Raw genomic sequence first — 23,885 nt, forward strand, 5'->3', positions numbered from 1 at the left:
GCGCATGGCGCGCGTGTGGCTTATCTTGACTTTAATCAATCGATTGATTAAATTATAGCCATGAAAAGCGACAGCGACGCATCCGGCGCGAGCCGATCGGCCGAAAGCACACGGGCCGCCCTGATCGAGGCGGGCCTGAAACTGTTCGGAGAAAAGGGTTATGCGGCGACTTCCACGCGGGAGATAGCGGCGAAGGCCGAGGCCAATATCGGCTCGATCGCCTATCATTTCGGCGGCAAGGAAGCGCTCCGCGACGCGTGCGCGGAGCATATCGTGAAGACGGTGCGCGGCTTTGCCGAACCTGCCATCATGGCCGCCCCCTGCCTGCCGACGCATCGGCTGCGGAAGAGCAGCTATGTGCGGCCATCCAGCGCATCAGCGGCTTCCTGCTCGCAAGTCCGGAGACGGCCGGCTTCGTCCGTTTCATCCTGCGTGAGCTGCAATACCCGACGACGGCGCTCGACATCATCTACCATGGCGTATTCGAGCCTGTTCATAAGCTTCTCTGCCGCTTCTGGGCGACGGCGACCGGCGAGGACGCCGAGAGCGAAGACGTCAAGATCGCCGTCTTCACCATGATCGGCCAGCTCGTCTATTTCCGGATCGGCCGCGAAGCGGTCATGCGCCGTCTGAACTGGGCGGAGCTCGGCCAGGATGAGACACAAAAGATCACGCAAGCGGTCGCGGTCAACATCAAGGCTGCCATCGCAGCGCGGCGGAGCATGTCATGAGCTTTCTCTGCGCAGTGCCCTTCGCGACCTGGCTCATGGCCTCCTGTGTGCAGCCTTCGACGCTGGCCGTGGGCTATGTCGAAGGTGAATATGTACTGTTGGCCCCGATCGAGACAGCGCAGATCCTTTCGCAGGACGCGCGGCGTGGGGATCGGGTCGAGCCCGGCCAGGTGCTGGCGACGCTTGAAAGCGACGACGCACGCATTTCAGTCGCCGAAGCGGAAGCTGCGCTCGCCCAGGCGCAGGCGCAGCTTGCCGACCTGAAACTCGGCAAACGACCGGAAGAAATCGCCGTGCTGGAAGCCGCCATGCGCGCCGCAAAGGCGCAGGCGTCGGAAGCGCGCCGCGTCGTCGAACGAACGGGCGACCTGCGCCGGCGGGGCATCGCGACGCAGGCCGATCTCGACCGCGACGAGACCGCGCTCGAACAGGCGGAAGCGGCTGTCGGTCAGGCCGAGGCCAATCTGGAGGTGGCACGCCTGCCTGCACGCGAAGAGACCATACGGGCAGCGGAGGGCGCGGTCCGTCGCGCCGAGGCGGCGCTGGAACAGGCGCGATGGAAACTGGAAAAGCGTACACTGGTTGCACCGGTCGCCGGCCGCGTCGACGACGTCATCAGGACACCGGGGATACCGCTGGACCGGCCGCACCGGTCATTTCGCTGCTGCCCGAAGGCGGCATCAAGCTCAAGCTCTACGTGCCTGAGCCGCGTTTCTCGTCGATCGAGGTCGGCAGCGTCCTTTCTGTCGCCTGCGACGGTTGCCCGGACGGTCTGACGGCCAGTGTAAGCTATGTCTCACCCGATCCGGAGTTCACACCGCCGGTGATCTATTCGCTGGAGACCCGGCAGAAGCTCGTGCATCTGGTCGAGGCGAAGCCCGAAGGCGACGCGCGCAACCTCAAACCCGGCCAGATCGTCGACGTGGACCTCGCGCCATGAACGCCGTCGAGGTCAGCGGGCTGGTCAAGCGCTTCGGCGACAAGACGGTCGTGGACCACGTTTCGATGACCATCCGCGAAGGCGAGATCGTCGGTTTCCTGGGCCCGAACGGATCCGGCAAGACGACGACGATCCGCCTGATGTGCGGGCTGCTCACGCCCGACGAGGGCGAAGGGCAGGTGCTCGGCTTCGACCTGATTACCGATGCGCTGAAGATCAAGCGCGAGGTCGGCTACATGACGCAGAAATTCTCGTTCTACGAGGATCTGACGATCGCCGAAAATCTCGAATTCGTCGCGCGGCTGTATCAATTGAAGCCGGTCGGCGAGCACGTCGACAGGACGCTGGAGGAACTGGGGCTCAGTTCGCGCCGCCGCCAGCTCGCCGGCACGCTTTCAGGCGGCTGGAAACAGCGCCTGGCGCTCGCGGCCTGCATCATGCACCGGCCCAAGCTGCTTCTGCTCGATGAGCCAACCGCCGGCGTCGATCCCAAGGCGCGGCGCGACTTCTGGGACGAGATTCACCGGCTGGCGGCGGGTGGACTGACCGTCCTCGTATCCACCCACTACATGGACGAGGCCGAGCGCTGTCACCGCATCAGCTACATCGCTTACGGCCGGATGCTGGCAACCGGGACGGTCGACGAGGTGGTGCGCGATGCGGGGCTGACCACCTTCGTGGTGCGTGGACCCGACGTCCATCGGCTGGCGCAGGAGATTTCGTCCTTGCTCGGCGTCGAGCAGGCCGCGCCGTTTGGCACGACGCTGCATGTCGTCGGCAGCGACGCGGCAAAGCTTGAAACCTCGCTTTCCGAATTCACCAAAGAGCGGCACGGCATCTCGTTCGAACGTGGCGAAACCAGCCTGGAGGACGTCTTCATCCAGTTCATGGGCGGCGCGCGGGACAACATGCAATGAGTGACCGGTTCTCGTTCGGCCGGCTCGGCGCCTTGTTGATGAAAGAATTCATCCAGATGCGGCGCGACCGCATCACCTTCGCGATGATGCTCGGGGTGCCGCTGATACAGCTTCTTCTCTTCGGCTACGCCATCAACTCTGACCCCAAGCAGCTTCCGGCGGCACTGGTGGTTGTCAGCCAGGATCACTACACGCGCGCCATGGTCTCCGCGCTGGAGACGACCGGCTACTACCGCTTCGATCATGTCACCGCCAGTGCTTCGGAAGCCGAGTCACTGATAGCGTCCGGCGCGGTGGTCTTCGTGGTGACAATCCCGTCCGACTTCGCCCGGCGCGTCGATCGCGGCGACAACCCGCAAATCCTGATCGAGGCCGATGCGACGGACCCCTCGGTCGCCAGCGGCGCGATCTCCACGCTCGGGACGGTGGCCAACGAGGCGCTGCTGCGCGAGCGAGGCATGCAGACCGCGGCGGCGCAGGATGCCGCCAGCCGGCTCGATGTGATCGTGCACCGCCGCTACAATCCGGAAGGCGTGTCGCAATACAACATCGTTCCCGGCCTGCTGGGTGTGATCCTGCAGATGACGATGGTGATGATGACCTCCATAGCGCTGACCCGCGAGATCGAGCGCGGAACGATGGAGAACCTGCTCGCCATGCCGGCAAGCCCGTTCGAGATCATGATCGGCAAGGTTCTGCCCTATCTCGTTGTTGGCTCGGTGCAGGTCGTGGTGGTGCTGTCGGCGGCAAAACTGCTGTTCGATGTACCCTTTGTCGGCGGCATCAGCCTGCTTCTTGCAGCCGTCCTGATCTTCGTGCTGTCGCTGGTGCTGCTCGGCTATTTCATATCGACGGTGGCGCGGACGCAGATGCAGGCGCTGCAGCTCACCTTCTTCTTCTTCCTGCCATCGATCATGCTTTCGGGCTTCATGTTCCCGTTTCGCGGCATGCCGCAATGGGCGCAGTGGATCGGCGAATTCTTTCCGCTCACGCACTTCCTGCGCATCGTGCGGGCGGTGATGCTCAAGGGCGCGAACCTGTCGGAGGTGACGACGGAAATCGTCATCCTCTGCCTGTTCATAATCGCCTATGGAGGGATTGCGCTCGCGCGCTTCCGCCGGACGCTGGACTGACCGGCTCGCGGCCGCTGCCAAGAGACAGCGGCCGCGACAAGATCAGGCGATGAAGATGAAGGTCGCCAGAATGAAGACCGGCACCAGTATCGCCACCGACCACAGAATGTAGCCGAAGAAGCTCGGCATCGCGATGCCCTGGCTGCGCGCGATGGCGTAGACCATGAAGTTTGGCGCGTTGCCGATATAGGTGAGCGCGCCCATGTAGACGGCGCCCGCCGAGATTGCGGTCAGCGTCGGCGCGAGAACCGTCATTAGCTCCTGCGGGTTGCCTCCGGCCATCTCGAAGAAGACGAGGTAGGTCGGCGCATTGTCGAGGAAGCCCGACAGGGTGCCTGTCAGCCAGAAATAGGCGACATTGTCCGGCTGGCCGGCAGCGCCGGTAACCAGCGAAACGAGGGGCGCGAAAGCGCCATCGAGGCCAGCCTGCAGGATCGCAATCACCGGGATGATGCAGATGAATATGCCCGCAAACAGCTTTGCGACCTCCCGGATCGGCTCCCAGTTAAAGCCGTTGGCGTCCCGGAATTCCTGACGCGACACGGCCAGCGACACGAAGGCGAGCACCACTATGATGGCGTCGCGCAGGAGATTCTGCAGCTCCAGCTCGATCCCGTGCACCATGAAGGTGACGCCCGGATCCCAAATGCCCGACATCAGGATGGCTGCGATAACGCCGCCAAGCAGCGGCGCGTTGATGAGGCCGCGAATACGAACGCGGGAATCCGGAGTCGGGTCGATAACGCGCATCTCGCCTTCACGCCGGTAGAGCATCGTGTCGAGCAGGTAGAAGACGGCAAGCAGGATCACGACGATGAAGGTCGCGGACGGCAGCATATGCGTCGTCGTCCAGAAGAAGTCGACGCCACGCAGGAATCCGAGGAACAGCGGCGGGTCGCCCAGCGGGGTCAGCGAGCCACCGATATTGGAGACCAGGAAGATGAAGAAGATAATGACGTGCGCGTTGTGCTTACGACCGTCATTGGCGCGGATGATCGGCCGGATGAGGATCATCGACGCACCGGTGGTCCCCACGATCGACGCCATGATCGCGCCAATCAGCAGCAGACCTGTATTGACCAGCGGCGTGCCGTGGATGTTGCCGGCAACCAGAATGCCGCCGGAAATCGTGAACAGCGCGAAAAGCAGGATGATGAACGACATGTATTCGAGCAGCATCGTGTGCAGCACCGCTCCGAGCGCGGTGCTGAAGCCGAAACCGAGGGTCAGCGGCACGACAACCAGTACCGCCCAGAAAGCGGCGATCTTGCCGTAGTGATGTTCCCAGAAATGCGGAAAGAACAACGGGCCGGTGGCGATCGAAAGCAGGATACCGGCGAATGGTATGGCCCACAGGAGGGACATCGAATCGCCTGGCAGGCCCTCGGCCGCAAATGCGGTTTCCGGAACGACCAGCCCACCCGCAACAAGCACGGCCATCCACACCACAAATCGCATCGACTCCCCTCTCCTGTTCGCATTCTATCGGTCCCGTCTTAACCGTCAGGTTCGGTCTGGAGAAGCAGAATCGTACCGAATGCACCGAATTGAAGCACTTTGCCGCGGCGAACAGCGCTCTTTGCCTTTGGGCGCGAAAGCATTAAGAAGCGGCTGAACAGGCAATTTTCTGGAGAGCCAGCGATGACATCCGTCATAAAGGTCCCCCCACTCGTCACCGTCTTCGGCGGGTCGGGTTTCCTCGGTCGCCACGTCGTTCGCGCGCTGGCAAAGCGCGGCTACAGGGTGCGGGTTGCCGTTCGCAACCCGAACCTTGCCGGACACCTTCAGCCGCTTGGCAATGTCGGACAGATTCAGGCGGTCCAGGCCAATCTGCGCGTGCGCTGGTCGGTCGATCGCGCGGTGCAGGGCGCCGACCATGTGGTCAACCTCGTTGGCATCCTGTTCGAGAGCGGCCGGCAGAGCTTCGATGCGGTGCAGGATTTCGGCGCGCGCGCCGTCGCCGAAGCCGCAAGAGCTGAAGGTGCGACGCTCACCCACGTTTCGGCAATCGGCTCCGGCAAGGAATCGCCTGCAGACTACGCGCGCACGAAGGCGCGCGGCGAGCAGGCGGTCCTTGAAACGATGCCGGACGCTGTGATCTTCCGTCCCTCGATCATGTTCGGACCCGAAGACGGCTTCTTCAACCGCTTCGCTGCAATGGCGCGCCTCTCGCCTGCACTGCCGCTGATCGGTGGAGGTCACACGAAGTTCCAGCCGGTTTATGTCGCCGACGTTGCCGAAGCGATCGCGCGTTCGGTCGAAGGCAAGGTCGAGGGTGGCCGCATCTACGAGCTCGGCGGCCCCGAGACCATGACCTTCAAGCAGTGCATGGAAAAGATGCTCGAGGTGATCGAGCGCAAGCGCATGCTGGTCTCCGTGCCGTGGGGCATGGCGCGGTTGCAGGGCTCGCTGCTCGGGCTGCTGCCCAACCCGCTGCTGACACGTGATCAGGTCGAGATGCTGCGCACCGACAATGTCGTTTCGCAGGCGGCGGAGCAGGAAGGCCGGACCTTCGAGGCGCTCGGCATAAAGCCGCAGGCGATGGATGCAATCCTGCCATCCTATCTCTGGCAGTACAGGCCGGCCGGCCAGTTCACGCAGCCCAACGCCGCCTGAGCGGCGGCTTGGACGCGCTCGCCGCCGCCCTGCCGGAAGGTATCGGCACCTCAGCGGCAGCAGTGCTCGTCGTCGCTTCGTTCTTCACGTCGGCGCTGACCGCTGCGTTCGGACTTGGCGGCGGCATCGCGATGCTGGCACTGCTTGGCGTCTTCGTGCCGGTGGCCGCCCTGATTCCCGTACATGGCGCCGTGCAGCTCGGTTCCAATACGGGCCGTGCATGGCACCAGCGCGCGCATGTGCGTACCGATATTTTCGGGCCCTTTCTTGCAGGCTCTCTGCTTGGGGCCGCCGCGGGCGCGGCCATGGTTGTGCAGCTGCCCGACGCCGCGCTGAAGGTGGTGCTCGGGCTTTTCATCATCGCCGTCACATGGGCGAGGATACCCGGCTTCGACCGTCTCGGCCGGGCCGGGCTCGCGATCGGGAGCGCCGTCACCGCGCTGGTCACGATGTTCGTCGGCGCCACGGGTCCGCTGCTTTCCGCCTTCTTCGCGCAAATCCTGCCGGACGACCGCAAGGCGCTGGTTGCGACCCACGCCGCAGGCATGACCATCCAGCATTTCCTGAAGGTGGTGGTGTTCGGCTTCGCGGGTTTCGCGTTCGCGCAGTGGCTGCCGCTTGTCGCTGCCATGGTAGCGTCGGGTTATCTCGGCACCATCTATGGTAGCGCCTGGCTGGAAAAATTGCCCGAGAAAACGTTTCGCCGCTGGTTCCGGATAGGCATCACGCTTCTGGCCGCGGACATGATCCGGCGCGGCCTCCATTCTGGCCTCGGCTGATCAGCCCCAGATCAGCAGCGCGACCAGACCGACGGTCCCAACCAGCAGCCGCCAGTACGCAAACGGCGCGTAGCCGCGACGCGACACAAAATCGAGCAGCTTGCGCACAACCACGACCGCAGCGATGAAAGCGAACAGGAAACCGGTTGCGATGATCGGAAGGTCGTTGGCCGACAGGATGTCCCGGTTCTTGTAGAGATCGTAGGCGAAGGCGCCGGCCATTGTTGGCATGGCGAGGAAGAACGAGAACTCGGCTGCGGACCGTTTGTCGGCGCCAAGGAGAAGCGCACCCACGATCGTCGCGCCCGAGCGCGACGTGCCGGGGATCATCGCAAGGCACTGGAAAAGGCCAATCCGGAAATAGACCGACAGCGGAAACTCGGAGGCTTCGGTATATCTGGGCTTGATCGCCCAACGGTCGACCCAGAGCAGGATGAAACCGCCGAGAATCAGCGTGATGCAGATCAGCATCGGGCTTTCGAACAGCACCTCCTTGATAAAGCTGTGCGCGAAGGCGCCTATTATCGCGGCCGGCAGAAAGGCGATCAGGATGCCGAGAACGAAAGCCTGCGTGGAACGGTCGGACGGTAGCTTGATGAGCATGTCCCAAAGCCGCGCGAAATAGACAGACAGAATCGCCAGAATCGCGCCGAGCTGAATGACCACCTCGAAGACCTTGCCGGTTGACTGGAAGCCCATGAAATGGCCGGCCAGAAGGATGTGACCGGTGGATGAGACGGGAATGAATTCAGTCAGGCCTTCCAGGATGCCGAGAATCGCGGCCCCGACGATCGTCTGTTCGCTCATGTCTGCTCCGGCAGTTTATGCGCCGCTTGCTTGTCAGGAAATGGATGAGCGCCTATAGGACGAGACCGCCTCGCGCCCGACTCAGGAACGGGTTCGAGACTTAGACCCGCTGCCCTAAAAGGCCAGACCATTCCTGTTTGCCGGTGCCATGCTGACTCTGTTCCATCATCCGCTTTTCCCCGCGTGCCGGTTCGTCCGCCTTTCCTTCGGCGAGTATGGCGAGGAACTGGCGCTGATCGAGGAGAAGCCCTGGCTCCGGCGCAAGGAATTTCTGACGCTCAATCCCGCCGCGACTCTTCCCGTTCTGCTCGCCGAAAGCGACGAACCCATCGTCGGCGCCACGGTGATCGCGGAATATGTCGACGAGACGCGCGGCGTCCTCAAGCGGGACAAGCGGCTGTTCGTAGAGGACCCGCTGGCGCGTGCGGAAATCCGCAGGCTGGTGGACTGGTATCTGGTCAAGACCGAGGCTGACGTTGCCCGCCATCTGGTGCGCGAGCGCGTGCTGAAACCCGTGATGGGCAGCGAGCACGGCGGCGGCTCGCCGGATTCCGGCGCGATCCGGGCCGCCAGAGCCAATGTGCGCCAGCACATGAAATACACCAACTGGCTGGCCGGCACGCGCAACTGGCTCGCCGGCACGCGCCTGACCTATGCCGACATGGCCGCGGCCGCGACGCTTTCCGTGCTCGACTATCTCGGCGAAATCTCCTGGTCGGACTATCCGGCAGCCAAGGACTGGTATTCGCGGATGAAGTCGCGACCCTCCTTCAGGCCGCTGCTGGCCGACCGGGTGCGCGGCCTTTCGCCGGTTTCGCATTACGCCGACCTCGATTTCTGATGAAGGCCGGCCTGAAACCAGTCTCAAAAGACCGGCTTCGGGACTTTCTGAACCTCGAAGCAAAACGACAGGGCTTCGATTCGATCGCCGTCGCCAGTCCGGATTCGGTCCCGCTCGCACCGCGCCGGCTTGCCCACTATGTCGACAAGGGCAGACACGGCACGATGGAGTGGATTGCCGAAACGGCAGCGCGACGCGGAGACCCGCGCGCGCTGTGGCCAGAGGTGCGCTCGATCGTCATGCTGGCGATGAACTACGGGCCCGATACGGATCCGCTGGCGCTTCTGGCGCGCAAGGAGCGCGCGGCAATCTCGGTCTACGCACGCCATCGCGACTATCACGACGTCATCAAGGGACGTCTCAAGGAGATCGCGCAGAAATTCGCCGCGCGCAGCGGCGCGGACGTCAAGGTCTTCGTCGACACCGCGCCGGTGATGGAAAAGCCGCTGGCAGAGGCGGCCGGCATCGGCTGGCAGGGCAAGCATACGAACCTCGTCAGCCGCGAATACGGGTCATGGCTTTTCCTCGGCTCGATTTTCACAAGCGCGTACCTTTCGCCGGACGCTGCCGAGCGCGATCATTGCGGCTCCTGCCGCGCCTGCCTCGAGATCTGCCCCACGGATGCTTTTCCGGCACCCTATCAGCTCGATGCGCGGCGCTGCATCTCCTACCTGACCATCGAGCACAAGGGGCCGATTCCGCGCGAGTTCCGCGCCGCGATCGGCAACCGCATCTACGGATGCGACGATTGCCTTGCCGTCTGCCCGTGGAACAAGTTCGCCAGCGCGGCATCCGAGGCCAAGCTGACCGCGCGGGAAGACCTTAAGGAGCCACGGCTGGCAGATCTTCTCCAGCTTGACGATCCAGCGTTCCGCGCGCTCTTTTCCGGCTCGCCGGTCAAGCGCATCGGGCGTGACCGCTTCATACGCAATGTGCTGGTTGCCGCCGGCAATTCAGGCGAGACAGCCCTGATACCGCCAGTACAAACGTTGCTTGGCGATCCGTCGCCGCTCGTGCGCGGCATGGCCGTATGGGCGCTCTCCCGCCTGCTCGATGGCGATGCGTTCGAAATGCTGATGGCAGACCACCGCGCGGGCGAAACCGACGGGGACGTGATCGCTGAAATCGGGAGTATCGTTCATTGAGCATGAGACTGTTCATCTTCGGCGCCGGTTATTCCGGTCGGGCCATCGCACGCAGCGCCATTGCAGACGGCGCATTCGTCGCCGGCACGACCCGTTCGGCGGACAAGGCCGAGGAACTGCGCGCCGACGGCATCGAGCCGGCGCTGTTCGACGGTGGCCCGCTGTCGTCCGAGATCGAGGCGGCACTGGGCGAAACGACGCATTTGATCGTCTCGATTGCGCCGGGCGAGGTCGATCCTGTTCTAGCCGCCGCGCGGGACACAATCGTCAATCGGATGCCCGCGCTGAGATGGATCGGCTATCTCTCGACCGTCGGCGTCTATGGTGATCACGGAGGCGCCTGGATCGATGAAAGCGCCGAATGCCGCCCGGTCTCGCGCCGGTCGCAGGCGCGGCTCGCAGCCGAACGTGCGTGGCTGGCGCTTGCCGTGGAAACGGACCTTCCGGTGGCGATCCTGAGGCTCTCCGGCATCTACGGGCCCGGCCGCAACGGCTTCGTGAACCTCGACAAGGGCACGGCCCGGCGCATCGTCAAGCCGGATCAGGTGTTCAACCGTATCCATGTCGACGACATAGCCGGCGCGACCATGCTACTGGCGAAGGAAGCCAAGGGCGGCATCTTCAACGTCACCGACGACGAGCCGGCACCGCCGCAGGATGTCGTTGCGTATGCCGCATCGCTAATGAGCGTAGCGCCGCCTCCGGAAATCCCCTTCAACGAGGCGGAAATGACACCCATGGCGCGCTCGTTCTATGGCGAGAACAAGCGCGTCGCCAACGCGCGCATCAAGCAGGCAGGCTACCGCTTTCGCTTTCCGGATTACCGCGCGGCCCTTGACGATTTGTGGTCGAGCGGCACATGGCGAGGTCATGCCGAGGGCGCGGACGCACGATCGAAGATCGGCGACTGAACTGTTATGATTCGATTAACCATGCACCTGCAAGCTAGAGCGCGGGCATTGGGGCATCTGTGAATCCATCGATTACCGGAGGCCGGTACATGCGTCTTTCAACCGTTATGCGTCATCTTGCCAGTGCTGTCGTCGCGTTTGCCGCGGCCGTTTCGGGTGCGATGGCGGATCCGCTTGCCAAGGACGCATTCGGCGCACAACGCCTGCCGGCCGCCACGCAGGCCGCGGCTTACGGTTTCTATTCGAAGGGCTGCTTCGCCGGCGGCATGGCGATCGCCACGGATGGCCCGAACTGGCAGGCGATGCGCCTGTCGCGCAACCGCCGCTGGGGTCATCCGGAAATGATCGCGCTGCTCGAGCGGTTCTCGCGCGAGGCCGCGCAAGATGGATGGCCCGGCCTGCTGATAGGCGATGTCTCGCAACCGCGCGGCGGCCCGATGCTGTCCGGCCATGCCTCGCATCAGATTGGACTGGATGCGGACATCTGGTTCCTGCCCATGCCGAACCGACGGCTGTCGGCAGGCGAACGCGAGAATCTCGATTTCGTCTCCATGCTGCAGCCCAATTCGCTCTACGTGGACGATCGCAAATGGACGCCGGCGCATGCCCGGTTGCTCCACCGGGCCGCGAGCTATCCGAATGTCGAGCGGATTCTGGTTCATCCGGGCATCAAGAAGAAGCTTTGCGACACCGTCGGCGGTGACCGCTCCTGGCTGCGCAAGGTGCGCCCGTTCTGGGGTCACGATTCGCACTTCCATGTCCGCATCGGCTGCCCCGTCGACTCGCCCGGCTGCCGGACGCAGGATGCAGTTCCGCGTGAAGAGGGCTGCGACCAGTCGCTGGCATGGTGGTTCACCGAGGAACCGTGGCGGCCCGCGAAGGGTCCAGCCAAACCCAAGGCGCGTGATGTACTGCGTCTTTCCTCGTTGCCCTCCGCCTGCGAGGCGGTGCTTGCCGCGCCGGCGCCGATATCGGAAGCAGCCGTAACCGTCAGCGGGCGTGGCACGCCGATGATCGCAACCACCAATGCCCCGCCGGTCACGGCCAACGCCTTTGCGCCAACGCCCGAACGGACGATCCCCCTGCCGCAGCCCCGCCCCTACGACTGAGCGGTTTCCTTGACAGCGGGCGCGCCGGGGTCATAAGAGATTTCTAAATCGATTTAGCTTTTCCCTTACGGACCTCGCCTTGGCCGACCGCCTGCGCCTTGCCTTGATCGCTCATGATGCAAAGAAGGACGACCTTGTTGCCTTCTGCACGACACATGCGAATTTCATCGCTGGCTGCGACATCGTCGCCACGGGCACCACAGGCGGCCGCATTGCCGATGCCGATCCGCGCTTTTCGGTGCGCAGGCTGCGCAGCGGGCCTCTCGGCGGCGACCAGCAGATCGGCGCCCTGATCGCCGAAGGCGTTGTCGATGCCGTGATTTTCCTGGTCGACCCGCTGACCCCAATGCCGCACGACGTAGACGTGAAGGCGCTGATGCGGCTCGCCATCGTCTATGATATTCCGATTGCGCTGAACGTCGCCACGGCCGAAATCATTTTGACCGCCATGGAGGCGAACGGCCGCAACGGGGACCGGAGCTGACATGCCAGGCGAGGACCAGACCATCACCATGCTCAAGTTTCCGGTTCTCATCGGCGACATCGGCGGCACCAATGCGCGCTTCGCGATCCTCGTCGACGCCTATGCCGAGCCGAAGGAATTCCCGATCGTTCAGACGGCGGACTTCGCGACCATCGACGAAGCGATCCAGACCGCCATCCTCGACCGCACGTCCATCCTGCCATTGTCAGCGGTGCTTGCCGTGGCCGGGCCCGTCGACGGCGACGAGATCGAGCTGACCAACTGCGACTGGGTGGTCAGGCCAAAGCAGATGTTCTCGACGCTCGGTCTGGAAGAGGTGCTGGTGCTCAACGATTTCGAGGCTCAGGCGCTTGCCGTCGTCGCGCTCGGGCCCGAGCACATGGAGAAGATCGGCGGCGGCGAACCGGAGCCAGCAGCCGGGCGTGTCGTGCTCGGACCGGGCACAGGTCTCGGCGTCGCAGGGCTGGTCCATGCGCGACACACCTGGATACCCGTCCCCGGCGAGGGCGGTCATGTGGACATCGGTCCACGCAGTCCGCGCGATTTCGAGGTGTTTCCGCATATCGAGAAGATCGAGGGCCGTATCTCCGCGGAGCAGATGCTGTGCGGCCGCGGTCTCGTCAATCTCTACCGGGCGGTCGCCAAGGCAGACCAGACCACGCCACGTTTTTCGACGCCCGCCGAGATCACCAGCGCCGCGCTGGACAACAGCGACGCGACCGCCGGGGAAGCGCTCGACATCTTCGTCACCTGCCTTGGGCGGCTGGCAGGGGACCTCGCATTGATCTTCATGAGCCGCGGCGGCGTCTTCCTTACCGGCGGCATCGCCCAGAAGATCGTTCCGGCCCTCAAGAACGGCCGCTTCCGCGCCGCTTTCGAGGACAAGGCGCCGCATAACGACCTGGTCAAGGCGATGCCCGTCTACGTCATCACCCATCCGCTCGCTGCGCTGTCGGGACTGGCTGCCTATGCCCAGACGCCGGCACGCTTTGGCGTCGAGATGGAGGGACGGCACTGGGTAAATGCCTGACCCGGCGTCAGAAGGTCTGCGGATTGCCGATTGCATGAGGCTGTGCGAAAGGGCATAGCCAAGCGCGGAAAAGGCATGACCGGGAAGAACGGTTTGGCGGTAAAAGACGAAAAGGGAGCGCTCGAGGCCCTGCGAGGCGACGTCCTCCCCGTGCTCAAGCGCGTGCTGGCGGAAAATGCGCGCGACTATGTCGGGCTCTACGTCGCCGCCATCGGCTGCCTGCTGGCGGTCGCGGGCGCCACCGCCTTCATTCCCTGGGTGATGCCGCCGCTGATCGACGGCGTCTTCTACGAGGAGCGCTTCGACCTGATCCCCTGGATCTGCGGCGCGGTCATCCTAGTCTTTCTCATTCGCGGTGCCGCCACCTACGGGCAGGCGGTCATACTCGCCACGATCGGCAACAACCTCGTCGCCCGCTACCAGCGCCGTATCTTCGACCACCTGATGCGGCTCGGACTGGACTTCTACACGGAGCAGCGCTCGGGCCGGCTCGCCGCACAGATCAACGAAAACGTGCTGGGCGTGCGTGACATGCTCGGCATGACGCTGAAGTCGGTCGTCGGCGATGCCGTACTGCTGCTCGCCCTGGTAGGCGCGATGATCGTGCTCGATCCGAAGCTTTCGGCCATCGCGCTCCTCATCGGCCCACCGCTGATCTTCGCGGTCAATCGCATCATGCGGCGGCTGCGCAAGGTTGCGCGTCAGGCCGTCGAGGTGAACGCACGGCTCGTCGGCGCCATGCAGGAGACCACACAGGGAATCGCCGTGGTGAAGGCGTTCACCATGGAAGAACAACTTGCGCGCCGCATGGACGGGCTGGTCGCCGAGGCGGAAAACCGCGCCAACAAGATCGCGCGCGTCTCCGAACGCGTCACGCCTATCTCCGAAGCGCTGGCCGGTTTCGCGATCGCCGGCGTCATCGCCTATTCGGCCTATCAGGCATCGGCCTCAGGCACGCCGCCTGGCTCGGTCTTCGGTTTCATCACCGCGCTGCTGCTTGCCTACGATCCCGCGCGCAGGCTTGCGCGCGTCCAGGTCAATCTCGAGCGCTCGCTGGTGAACGCGCGCATGATATACGAACTGCTCGACATCGAGCCACGCCAGCGCGATGGCGCGGATGCGAGGCCGCTGGACGTATCCCGGGCCGAGGTGCGGCTCGACGGCGTGTCGTTCTCCTACGCCGATGACCTGCCAGTGCTGCGCGCGGTCAGTTTCGTTGCCGAGGCCGGCAAGACGACCGCCCTCGTGGGCGGCTCCGGCGCCGGCAAGTCAACGATCGTGGCGCTTCTGCAGCGGTTCTACGACCTTGCCGAGGGCGCGATCCTGATTGACGGACAAGACATCGCGCACGTCACCAAGGCTTCGCTTCGCGCCAACATCGCCTATGTCTCGCAACATCCCTACCTGTTCGAGGGATCGGTGCGCGACAACATCCGCTATGGCCGGCCTGACGCCACGGATGCCGAAATCGAGGAGGCGGCGCGCCTCGCCCATGCGGACGAATTCATCGCCGGAATGGCGCAAGGCTACGACACGCCGGTTGGCGAGAACGGCGTGACGCTTTCCGGCGGCCAGCGCCAGCGGCTGTCGATCGCCCGCGCCATCGTGCGCAACGCGCCGATCCTGCTGCTCGACGAGGCGACCTCCGCGCTCGACACCGAATCGGAGGCCCGCGTTCAGGCTGCACTTGAAACGATCATGCAGGACAGGACCACGATCGTGATCGCGCACCGCCTGTCGACGGTAGTGAAGGCAGACCATATCGTCGTGCTGGAAGCGGGCCGCGTGGTCGAGGAAGGCACGCATGCGAGCCTGATGAAAAGCCAGGCCGGCGCTTATGCACGGTTTCACCGGCTGCAGGGCGAACCGGTTTCCAGAAAGGGAGGGAATGCCGCGTGACTATGGGGCTCGTCGTCGTGGGTGCTGCAGGCCGCATGGGCCGCACGCTGATCCGCGCGGTGCACGAGACGCCGGGCGCAAGCCTAGTCGGCGCCGTGGAACGGGAAGGCTCGCCGTTCATCGGCCAGGACGCAGGCATGCTGGCAGGTGTGGAACCACTCGACGTAACGATCAGCGACGATCCTCTGCCGGTATTCGCCAGGGCCGACGGCGTGCTCGACTTCACCGTTCCGTCAGCCACGACGGTTTTCGCGGGCTATGCCGCCCAGGCCCGCATCGCGCATATCATCGGCACCACGGGCTGCTCGGATGCTGATGACGCAAAGATCGCCGCGGCGGCGCGCCACGCGACGATCGTCAAGTCCGGCAATATGAGCCTCGGCGTCAATCTGCTCGCCGCGCTGGTGGAACAGGCCGCCAAGGCCCTCGACGCCGGCGATTTCGACATCGAGGTGCTTGAGATGCACCACCGGCACAAGGTCGACGCGCCGTCGGGCACCGCGCTGCTGCTTGGCGAAGCAGCGGCGGGGGGCCGCGCGGTCGCCCTGTCGCAGAACAGCGTGCGCGTGCGTGACGGCCACACCGGCCCGCGCGAGGAAGGCACGATCGGTTTTGCATCGCTCCGCGGCGGCTCCGTCGTCGGCGACCACTCCGTTATCCTTGCGGGAACAGGCGAACGCATCGTGCTTTCTCATCACGCGGAGGACAGGGCGCTGTTCGCGCGCGGCGCGGTCAAGGCGGCGCTCTGGGCGCACGGCCGCAAGCCCGGCCTCTATTCGATGCGCGACGTACTCGGCCTCTAGCCTCAATCCAAACAATCAACAGCAGGAGAACCCCATGTCCGGAACGCTGGTCCTCGTCCGCCACGGACAGAGCGAATGGAACCTGAAGAACCTGTTCACCGGCTGGCGCGACGTCGGGCTGACCGAGCAGGGCCATGAAGAGGCCAAGACTGCCGGCGCTAAGCTCGCCGCGCGCGGCCTCAAATTCGACATCGCCTACACGTCCGCGCTCGTTCGCGCGCAGGTGACCTGCCAGCACATCCTCGACGCGGTCGGCCAGGCCGATCTGCAGACGGTGCGCGACCAGGCGCTGAACGAGCGCGACTATGGCGATCTCGCCGGTCTCAACAAGGACGACGCGCGCGCCAAGTGGGGCGAAGAGCAGGTTCATGTCTGGCGGCGCTCCTACGACGTCCCGCCGCCCGGCGGCGAGAGCCTGCGCGACACCGGCGCGCGGGTCTGGCCCTATTACATGCATGTGATCCAGCCGCATGTGCTGCGCGGCGAGACCGTTTTGGTCGCCGCCCATGGCAACTCGCTGCGCGCACTCATCATGGCGCTCGACGGGCTTTCGGGCGAGGAGGTTGTCAAGGTCGAGCTCGGCACCGGGGTGCCGATCGTCTACCGCCTCAATGCCGATTCGACGGTCGCCTCCAAGGAGATCATCGAAAGCTGAGCGGCTTTGCGCGCCTGTCGCGAGATTGTCATTGACAGCACAGGCGCGCCCGCTTACATCGGCCTCGCACCACGCATGGTCCCCGTAACCGAACTCTTCGGGAAGGCCCGTGCGGTCATCTAGCCCAGGTGGCGGAATTGGTAGACGCGCACGGTTCAGGTCCGTGTGCCGCGAGGCGTGGAGGTTCGAGTCCTCTCCTGGGCACCACTACACCGCTGAGCTTCCAGCCGAAGCATGTCGCGAGCCTGCCACTACTTCAGGTGGTGTCCGAAATGCTGGTAAACGACGTGGTGCCGCTCTACCCTATTGATAATACCTTCCATGAAACGGGCGCAGCCAAGCTGTTGGCGCGGTGTGCCATCGGGACAGATCATCGCGCCGATCTGCTCACGGGACATTCGTAGCGTCTCTATACAAAAGCGACCAAGCGGATAAAACTCGCTCCCGATCCGCCGCATGCTGAACGGCTCGATACTTTCCGTGCCGATCCTCTGGAGCCGCATGTGCAGCGCTGCCAGCGCATCGCGCTCACTGGGATCATCGCAGCTAAGAGCCATCCGGCCGATGTTGCGCGCATGACGCCTGAGTGTGCCAAGGTGGTAGGGCTCGCTGCTCTCCCCATGGCGAACAGTCGGGCGGCGGCAACGATGGCGGTTTTCTCGTCGGTCATATCTGCGGCTCACGCTTCCGGGGCCAAATAGGAGGCAATCGTACAGATTTTTCTCCATTGCGGAATCGCCCAGATCGAGCATGACCGCGACCTATTCTAGCGTCAAGCGCCGCCTGAACAGGCAGAAGAAGGCCATGTCCGAACAATCGCTCTTGCCCCTGTCCGATTCCATCCGGCACCCATCATCCCAAGTGAGTACAATAGGCCGTGCAGGCTCGCTGAGGCGAACAGCAGGTGCCCTCGTGTCTACGCGTAAGGCTTTTCGGTGAAGCGACGAGTTTCACCCGATGTTGCGTTGACTGCATGCCGAGCAAAAAGATGCCGTCCCACGTTCTGAAAAGCTCAGTGGAAATGCAGGCTTCGCCTTCACGAATGTGGTTGATCTCGCCTCTGTGCGAGTGTCGCAGCGAGCACGCTCGCCAGTACCGGCGGCGGGGTGGGCTTGGAAAAGACCCTGAGGCTTGGATACTGCCGTTCCAGTTCGGGCCCCAAACCCGCGCCAGTATGCACCAGCAACTGGACGTCTTCGTTCGTCAACGCCGCGATGACCGGACCGATATCACCGTCTGGAAGGTTCACGTCGAGAATTGCGGCTTCCACCTGTTCTGTATCGATCAGCGCCAGGGCCTGCCTGACGGTGGCGGCAGGGCCGACCACGGTTCCACCCGCGCTTTCGATCGCATCCGCCAGATCAAATGCAATGAAGGGCTCGTCTTCGACGATCAATACACGCCGTCCATCCAACGCAGACCGGGTAATGTTATCAATCTCTTTCATGGTCTCAGAATAGTTCAACTCGACTGAAATGCCATCAACGCTGGAGTTGTTCCATCGGCAGCCTGAAATGAATGTGAACGCCGGAGGCGCGCCAGTCGTAGCTTATCTCTCCCCTTAATTGGCCTGTCGCGCTGGAGTTTGCCAGCTTGCTGCCGAATCCTGCAAGTGTAGGGGGATGAATTTCCCGGTCTGCGACAGTCTCTTTCCAATGAAGCTCCAGTTGGTCGTCCGCCACCGCCCATTCGATGGCGATCGCGCCATCGTGAGAGTGCAAGGCACCGTATTTTGCAGCATTGGTCGCCAATTCGTGAAAAATAAGCGCGAGGCTCGTGGAGGCATCCTTGCCAAGCCAGACCTCGGGTCCGCTGATCGAAAGCTGGCGGCCGTCGGCGGGTTCCACATGCGGCCTGGTGACCTCTTCGACAAGCGAGAGAAGCGATGATTTCTGCGAACTGTCGGCGTCGGTCGCGATAGCCGAGCGGATCAGTTCATGTGCCTTGGCAAGCGCGCCCAGGCGCCCCCTCAACCTTTCGCTCATCTCATTAACCGATGGAGCGGTGCGCGCCGTCATCGTGATCATGCCGGAGGCGATCGCAAACAGGTTCTTGACCCGATGATTCATCTCCCTGAGCAGGAGTTGTCGCGCTTCTTCCGCCTCCTTCAGATCATGGATGTCGGTACAGGTTCCGAACCACCGCATGATTTCACCGTTGGCGTCGCGTATGCACTGGGCGCGGCCGATCACCCAGCGATACTGACCGGAACGGTGTCTCAATCGGTACTCGATGTGGTACGGTTCACCGGTTGCAAGGCTTTGGCGCCAGACCTGCCAGGCGCGCTCCTGATCGTCTGGATGGAACATGCCGTTCCATGCCTCGCCGTCAGTCGACCCATAGGGCATGCCCGTATATTCGTACCACCGGTCATTGTAATAGTCGTGGAAGCCGTCGGGGCGCGTCGACCAGAGCATCTGGTCGATCGCATTCACCATGGCCTCATATTTGGCCTCGCTGGCGCGTAGCGCATCTTCGGCCCTGGCTGCATGCGTCACATCCGTGGCCTGTACGAAAACACCGCTGCGCAATCCGGCAACGTTCGTAAGCGGCTGATAGACGAAATCGATAAGACGCTCCTCCATCGGACCGCCGGGCGTGCGCGATAGTTCCACCGAAACCGCGCGCCCGACAAATGGCTCGCCCGTTTCGAAAACGCGATCGAGAAGTTCGATGAACCCCTGGGTCACAACCTCCGGCAGGACCTCTGCAACAGGCCGTCCAATCAGGTCCTTCCGCCCTACCAGTTCCTCATAGGCAGTATTCACGACCTCAAAGACATGATCCGGGCCGGCGAGCATGGCTACAGCGCTTGGCGCCTGGGCAAACATGTTGCCCATTCGCTCGAGCTCCGCCTCCGCCTGCCGGCGCGCCAGCACCGCGTGGGTCGTTTCATTGCCCTGGTTGAAAACCCCGACAACCGAACCGTCCTCACCCCGGATCGCGGTGAAACTATAGTTCCAGTATGTTTCTTGCCTTAAGCCGTTTCGGACCATCGGCAGCATCTGGTCGAAAACCGAAAAGCCCTCTCCGGTTTGCATGACGTGCTCGAATTGCGGGCCCACCACATCCCAGATGTCCGCCCACACGTCGGCGGCCGGCCTGCCGAGAGCCAACGGGTGCCGATCCGCCGGTATTGGCGCCCACGCATCGTTATAGAGCAGCCTCAGCTCCGGACCCCAGTATATCGCCGTGGGAAAGCTCGAGTGGAGGCAGATTGAAAGCGCGGAACGCAGTGATTGCGGCCACGTCGTCGGGCTTCCGAGCGGGGTCTCGCTCCACGGGTAGGACCGGATGAATTGGCCCATTTCGCCGCCCCCGACAGAAATGACACCGGTTCAGGCGAATTCACATCGGCGTCCATATGTCTTGATAGCCTTGTTTCCCGGAAGCGCGGGCGCGTTGTTTACGGCCGATATGCAAGCTTCTGTCTTCGTCATAACGCTCGTTTCAATGCTTATAACCCTGCAAAGATTAAGCGCCGTCTCCGTTCGGCAGATAAACACTCAAGACATGTGCTGCCCCGGGCCGGTTTTTCGCGAGTTGCAGATTCCTCGCGCACTGCGCGGTAAAGGCCCTCTGAATTTGCGGCTATGTTGCATGAAACACCCCTCGGCAAACGCATGAACGCCCGAAAGACAACAAGGTTCCACACATAGCCGACTTTTTGAGAGGCACCGACACCACGAAAGCAGGCGCGCTCCCGCGCATGATAGACCCCGAGCGCCTCTTGCGCGGGAGTGTTGTGCTTGGTCTGCTGCTCACGCGCCGACCGACAGCACTTCTATCGCCCGGTGGTCGGGCGAGACGCCATCGACGATGAAGATGTGGCCTTCGGCATTGTCGCTGCGAAGGGACTTGATCGCGGCATAGGCATCGCTGTGATACCAGTCGCGCGCATGCTGGTAGTCGGGAAACTCGAGAATGATGGCATTGCCTTCCGGCAGGCTGCCCTCGAAGTGTTCTATCTGGCCGCCATGGGCGATGAAGCGGCCGCCAAAAGGCGCGAGCGTCGCATCGATGCGTTCCAGATATTCGACGATGCCGGGGCCAAGATTGACGTTCCAGAGATATCCGATTCCGTAGGCTGCCATGGTCTGCTCCCGTTGCGGTTTGAGTTGCGATTGCGGGTGCACCATGCCTTTGGTTGCGCGATCCAGCGATTACGCCTCACGTAATTATTTTGATTTTCCCGGAGAGAGGCGAAATGCGCGTTTCGGAGTTTCGATCAACTTGGCTGTTTACACCCGGACATGCTTCGCAGACTGTGCAAGCGTCGCCAGCAAGCGGAGGAAAAGCCGGAATGAAACTCGACGAGCTCGTCGCGATCGACATCCATACCCATGCGGAAGAGCCTTGCTGCGGACCGCGCGACGACGGCTACGACGAGTTTCAGGCCGGCATGGCGAAATATTTTAGGAACCCCGCCGGCGCCAAGGGCATGCTGCCCTCCGTGCAGGAAACGGCAGCCTATTATCGCGAGCGCAGGATCGGCTGCGTGATCTTTCCGGTCGATGCAGAGCGCGAGACGGGTTTCCGGCGCTACAACAACGAAGAAGTGGCGCAGATCGCCGCCGAAAATAGCGACATCATGATCCCGTTCGCCTCCATCGATCCGGCCAAGGGCAAGGCAGGCGCCCGCGAGGCGCGGCGGCTGGTGCGCGAATTCGGCGTTCGCGGGTTCAAGTTTCACCCCACGATGCAGGGCTTCTATCCTAACGACCGCTCTGCCTATGTGCTCTATGAAGCGATTGCCGAAGAGGGCGCCATCACGCTGTTTCACACCGGCCAGACCGGGGTGGGTGCCGGGATGCGGGGCGGCATGGGCATGCGGCTCAAATATTCCAATCCGCTCCATCTCGACGACGTTGCGGTAGATTTTCCGGACATGCCGATCATTCTCGCGCATCCCTCCTTCCCGTGGCAGGAGGAAGCGCTGTCCGTCGCGACCCATAAGCCCAACGTCTATATCGACATGTCGGGCTGGTCTCCGAAGTATTTCCCACCGATCCTCGTGCGCTATGCCAACACGATGCTGAAGCACAAGATGCTGTTCGGCTCAGACTGGCCTGCAATCACGCCGGATCGCTGGCTTGCCGATTTCGAGAACATCGAGATCAAGGACGAGGTGCGACCGTTGGTCCTCAAGGACAACGCGGCGAAGCTGCTGAATCTCCGCTGAATATAGGTCAGTCCAGCGCCGCCGCCTGACTTAATATTACTGGCTGTCGCCATTGTTGTACCGGCAGAGTGTTGCCGGCCTCTCGATTGCCCGATTCCGTTCCTAGTGCCGCTTTCGATATCAACGGAACCGGACCTTTCAGATGAATAGAACCAGCCTGCGGATCGCGGCAGCAAGCCTTTCCGCCGCGACACTCCTTGCGTTTTCCGCCACCACGGCTTCCGCCCAATGCGGCAGCGCTTCATGGTATGCGCTGACCTCGAAGACTGCCTCGGGCGAGCGCATGAACCCGGCCGCGCTGACGGCGGCGCATCGCAGCCTGCCGTTCGGCTCGAAGATGAAAGTCGTCAACCAGCGCAACGGCAAGTCGGTTGTGGTGCGGATCAACGACCGCGGGCCGTTCATCAAGGGGCGCGTGATCGACCTGTCCAAGGCGGCCGCGCTTGAACTCGGGTTCATCCGGGCGGGTCACACCAAGATTTGCATGGAAAAGCTGGGCTGAACTTCCGAGCCAGCGGCTAGCCGCGCCGGCGGTCTCGCGCCATGCCGCGATACGCTTCTCTAAGATACGCCATCGTCGCCTCGGCGTCGCTCGGCTTGCCGAACAGGTAACCCTGTCCGCCCGCGCAGCCGAATTCGACAAGACGGTCGGCCTGGGCTTCCTCTTCGATGCCTTCGGCCACTACATTCATGCCGAGCCCTTCGCACATGGCGAGAATGGCGCGAATGATGTGCTCGGACGGCTTGTCCTCCAGGATCGACGAAACGAAGCTGCGATCGATCTTCAGCTTGTCGAAATGGAATTCGCGCAAGCGGCCGAGCGATGACTGCCCGGTGCCGAAATCGTCGAGCGACACGCGGATGCCAACCGCCCGCAGATCGTTGACGATTTTCTCCGCCGATGCGGGATCGGTCATCAGGCCGGTCTCGGTGATCTCGATCTCGAGACGGCGCGGGTCGAAACCGGTACGCGCCAGGATTGCCAGAACCTGCTGGGCGGTGTTCTGGTCGACAAGCTGTGAAGGCGACAGATTGAACGACAGGAAAAGTTCGTCCGGCCAGTTGCGCGCGGTTTCCGTCGCCTTGCGCAGCAAAAGCTGCGAGAGGGCACCGATGATCCCGCGTTCCTCGGCGATGGGGATAAAGACGTTCGGCGGGATTACACCGAGATCCCGATCCGTCCAGCGCGCCAGCGCCTCGAAACCGATCACGTGCCCGGTCTTCAGTTCAACGATCGGCTGGAAATGCGGCTCGACCTCTTCTGCGGCTACGGCGCGGCGCAGCGCCTGCTCGATATGCGTCACCCGCCGTGCGGCCTCTTCCATCTCGCGCGTGTAGACCATCACCTTGCCACGGCCGGATCGCTTGGCATGGTAGAGTGCCGTTTCGGCCTTGGAGATAAGTGTCTCTGTGTTCTCCTCGCCGGAGTAGAACAGCGAGCAGCCTGCTGATGCCGAGAGGCGCGCCGTCCGGTCGCCGACATCGTAAGGCGCGGACAGAATCTCGATCAGCATCAGCGCGCGTTCCTGGGCGGCCTCTTCGCTGAACACCAAGGGGTACAGGAAGGCGAACTCGTCCGCGCCGACACGGGCGACGGTCGAATGCTGGTCCATCGATGCCTTCAGCCGCATCGCAACCTGCTGGAGTATATTGTCTCCAGCCCTGCGGCCGAACAGATCGTTGATCGGCTTGAAACCGTCGAGATCGAGAATGCCGATGGCAAAAGGTGCGGGGTCGTCGGCACGATCAAGGATCAGCCGGTCGATCTTGTCGAAGAAGCGCCTCAGATTTCCGAGGCCTGTAAGCGGATCGGTAAAGGCCAGATCCGCCGATTCGTTCCCCATCTTGCCGCTGCCGAATGGATGCTGCATCGGCGCCCCTTATTCTGTTTTTCTTATTTCCA

At 63.0% G+C, this 23,885-nt stretch carries 22 protein-coding genes, 1 tRNA gene and 2 pseudogenes; 18 read left to right on the forward strand and 7 right to left on the reverse strand.

The features are described 5' to 3' along the window. The first annotated feature begins 54 nt into the window (after positions 1 to 54). From HK436_RS07530 to HK436_RS07545, 4 genes and pseudogenes are all read left to right on the forward strand, one after another. Positions 55 to 731: pseudogene (locus HK436_RS07530) on the forward strand (CerR family C-terminal domain-containing protein). After that, a pseudogene (locus HK436_RS07535) lies at positions 728 to 1,671 on the forward strand (HlyD family secretion protein). The pseudogenes HK436_RS07530 and HK436_RS07535 overlap by 4 nt, the downstream one beginning before the upstream one ends. Next, a complete protein-coding gene (locus HK436_RS07540) occupies positions 1,668 to 2,588 on the forward strand; it encodes an ABC transporter ATP-binding protein (protein WP_173188518.1) in 921 nt (306 codons plus the stop codon). Before HK436_RS07535 ends, HK436_RS07540 begins: the two are co-directional and overlap by 4 nt. Continuing rightward, positions 2,585 to 3,721, forward strand: a complete 1,137-nt coding sequence (locus HK436_RS07545) for an ABC transporter permease (protein ID WP_173188520.1) — start codon at positions 2,585 to 2,587, stop codon at positions 3,719 to 3,721. Before HK436_RS07540 ends, HK436_RS07545 begins: the two co-directional genes overlap by 4 nt. Before the next feature lie 42 nt (positions 3,722 to 3,763). Here the strand turns inward: HK436_RS07545 and HK436_RS07550 are convergent, their stop codons facing one another. After that, the gene (locus HK436_RS07550; protein ID WP_173188522.1) at positions 3,764 to 5,179 is read right to left on the reverse strand and encodes a sodium:proton antiporter; all 1,416 of its coding nucleotides are present in this window, start codon (positions 5,177 to 5,179) and stop codon (positions 3,764 to 3,766) included. Between the two features lie 183 nt (positions 5,180 to 5,362). Between HK436_RS07550 and HK436_RS07555 the strand changes: the two genes are divergently transcribed. Beyond that, complete coding sequence (locus HK436_RS07555; protein WP_173188523.1) at positions 5,363 to 6,337, forward strand: complex I NDUFA9 subunit family protein; 975 nt, start codon at positions 5,363 to 5,365, stop codon at positions 6,335 to 6,337. Between the two features lie 8 nt (positions 6,338 to 6,345). Next, complete coding sequence (locus HK436_RS07560; RefSeq protein ID WP_173188525.1) at positions 6,346 to 7,116, forward strand: sulfite exporter TauE/SafE family protein; 771 nt, start codon at positions 6,346 to 6,348, stop codon at positions 7,114 to 7,116. Here HK436_RS07560 and HK436_RS07565 read toward each other — a convergent pair whose 3' ends face one another. After that, positions 7,117 to 7,923, reverse strand: coding sequence for an undecaprenyl-diphosphate phosphatase (locus tag HK436_RS07565; RefSeq protein WP_173188527.1), 807 nt, complete (start codon positions 7,921 to 7,923; stop codon positions 7,117 to 7,119). A 148-nt stretch (positions 7,924 to 8,071) separates the two neighbouring features. Between HK436_RS07565 and HK436_RS07570 the strand changes: the two genes are divergently transcribed. From HK436_RS07570 to HK436_RS07615, 10 genes are all read left to right on the forward strand, one after another. Continuing rightward, positions 8,072 to 8,764, forward strand: a complete 693-nt coding sequence (locus HK436_RS07570; RefSeq protein ID WP_173188529.1) for a glutathione S-transferase family protein — start codon at positions 8,072 to 8,074, stop codon at positions 8,762 to 8,764. Beyond that, positions 8,764 to 9,909 (forward strand): tRNA epoxyqueuosine(34) reductase QueG, encoded by a 1,146-nt coding sequence (gene queG, locus HK436_RS07575; RefSeq protein ID WP_173188531.1) that lies wholly within the window; start codon positions 8,764 to 8,766, stop codon positions 9,907 to 9,909. Before HK436_RS07570 ends, queG begins: the two co-directional genes overlap by 1 nt. Before the next feature lie 2 nt (positions 9,910 to 9,911). Further along, positions 9,912 to 10,820, forward strand: a complete 909-nt coding sequence (locus HK436_RS07580) for an SDR family NAD(P)-dependent oxidoreductase (RefSeq protein ID WP_173190023.1) — start codon at positions 9,912 to 9,914, stop codon at positions 10,818 to 10,820. Between the two features lie 89 nt (positions 10,821 to 10,909). Beyond that, entirely contained in the window at positions 10,910 to 11,929 is a 1,020-nt protein-coding gene (mepA, locus tag HK436_RS07585) for a penicillin-insensitive murein endopeptidase (RefSeq protein WP_173188533.1), read from the forward strand. A 79-nt stretch (positions 11,930 to 12,008) separates the two neighbouring features. Beyond that, the gene (locus tag HK436_RS07590; RefSeq protein ID WP_173188535.1) at positions 12,009 to 12,413 is read left to right on the forward strand and encodes a methylglyoxal synthase; all 405 of its coding nucleotides are present in this window, start codon (positions 12,009 to 12,011) and stop codon (positions 12,411 to 12,413) included. Position 12,414: 1 nt separating this feature from the next. Next, positions 12,415 to 13,443, forward strand: a complete 1,029-nt coding sequence (locus HK436_RS07595; protein WP_173188537.1) for a glucokinase — start codon at positions 12,415 to 12,417, stop codon at positions 13,441 to 13,443. 75 nt (positions 13,444 to 13,518) lie between these two features. After that, positions 13,519 to 15,342 (forward strand): ABC transporter ATP-binding protein, encoded by a 1,824-nt coding sequence (locus HK436_RS07600; RefSeq protein ID WP_173188539.1) that lies wholly within the window; start codon positions 13,519 to 13,521, stop codon positions 15,340 to 15,342. Positions 15,343 to 15,344: 2 nt separating this feature from the next. Then, positions 15,345 to 16,145 carry a 4-hydroxy-tetrahydrodipicolinate reductase gene (gene dapB, locus HK436_RS07605; RefSeq protein WP_173190025.1) on the forward strand — a complete coding sequence of 267 codons (801 nt, stop codon included), beginning with the start codon at positions 15,345 to 15,347 and terminating at the stop codon, positions 16,143 to 16,145. Positions 16,146 to 16,179: 34 nt separating this feature from the next. After that, positions 16,180 to 16,800: a 2,3-bisphosphoglycerate-dependent phosphoglycerate mutase gene (locus HK436_RS07610; RefSeq protein ID WP_173188541.1), complete on the forward strand. Its 621-nt coding sequence runs from the start codon at positions 16,180 to 16,182 to the stop codon at positions 16,798 to 16,800. A gap of 122 nt (positions 16,801 to 16,922) precedes the next feature. Beyond that, a tRNA-Leu gene (locus tag HK436_RS07615) sits at positions 16,923 to 17,007 on the forward strand. Between the two features lie 44 nt (positions 17,008 to 17,051). Here HK436_RS07615 and HK436_RS07620 read toward each other — a convergent pair. The 4 genes from HK436_RS07620 to HK436_RS07635 form a co-directional block, all read right to left on the reverse strand. Further along, positions 17,052 to 17,552 (reverse strand): hypothetical protein, encoded by a 501-nt coding sequence (locus HK436_RS07620; protein WP_173188543.1) that lies wholly within the window; start codon positions 17,550 to 17,552, stop codon positions 17,052 to 17,054. Between the two features lie 284 nt (positions 17,553 to 17,836). Continuing rightward, positions 17,837 to 18,247: a response regulator gene (locus tag HK436_RS07625; RefSeq protein ID WP_173188545.1), complete on the reverse strand. Its 411-nt coding sequence runs from the start codon at positions 18,245 to 18,247 to the stop codon at positions 17,837 to 17,839. A gap of 34 nt (positions 18,248 to 18,281) precedes the next feature. Continuing rightward, positions 18,282 to 20,108, reverse strand: a complete 1,827-nt coding sequence (locus HK436_RS07630) for a sensor histidine kinase (protein WP_173188547.1) — start codon at positions 20,106 to 20,108, stop codon at positions 18,282 to 18,284. Positions 20,109 to 20,561: 453 nt separating this feature from the next. Continuing rightward, a complete protein-coding gene (locus HK436_RS07635) occupies positions 20,562 to 20,894 on the reverse strand; it encodes a DUF1330 domain-containing protein (RefSeq protein WP_173188549.1) in 333 nt (110 codons plus the stop codon). 209 nt (positions 20,895 to 21,103) lie between these two features. On the opposite strand from HK436_RS07635, the gene HK436_RS07640 reads away from it, so the two are divergent. Together HK436_RS07640 and HK436_RS07645 are read left to right on the forward strand one after the other, a co-directional pair. After that, positions 21,104 to 21,982 (forward strand): amidohydrolase family protein, encoded by an 879-nt coding sequence (locus HK436_RS07640; RefSeq protein ID WP_173188551.1) that lies wholly within the window; start codon positions 21,104 to 21,106, stop codon positions 21,980 to 21,982. A gap of 142 nt (positions 21,983 to 22,124) precedes the next feature. Further along, complete coding sequence (locus HK436_RS07645; protein WP_173188553.1) at positions 22,125 to 22,484, forward strand: septal ring lytic transglycosylase RlpA family protein; 360 nt, start codon at positions 22,125 to 22,127, stop codon at positions 22,482 to 22,484. Positions 22,485 to 22,500: 16 nt separating this feature from the next. Here the strand turns inward: HK436_RS07645 and HK436_RS07650 are convergent, their stop codons facing one another. After that, entirely contained in the window at positions 22,501 to 23,853 is a 1,353-nt protein-coding gene (locus HK436_RS07650) for a putative bifunctional diguanylate cyclase/phosphodiesterase (RefSeq protein WP_173188555.1), read from the reverse strand. Positions 23,854 to 23,885: the final 32 nt, after the last annotated feature.

Origin of the sequence: Neoaquamicrobium sediminum (assembly GCF_013240295.1) — a bacterium.
Classification (GTDB): domain Bacteria; phylum Pseudomonadota; class Alphaproteobacteria; order Rhizobiales; family Rhizobiaceae; genus Aerobium; species Aerobium sediminum.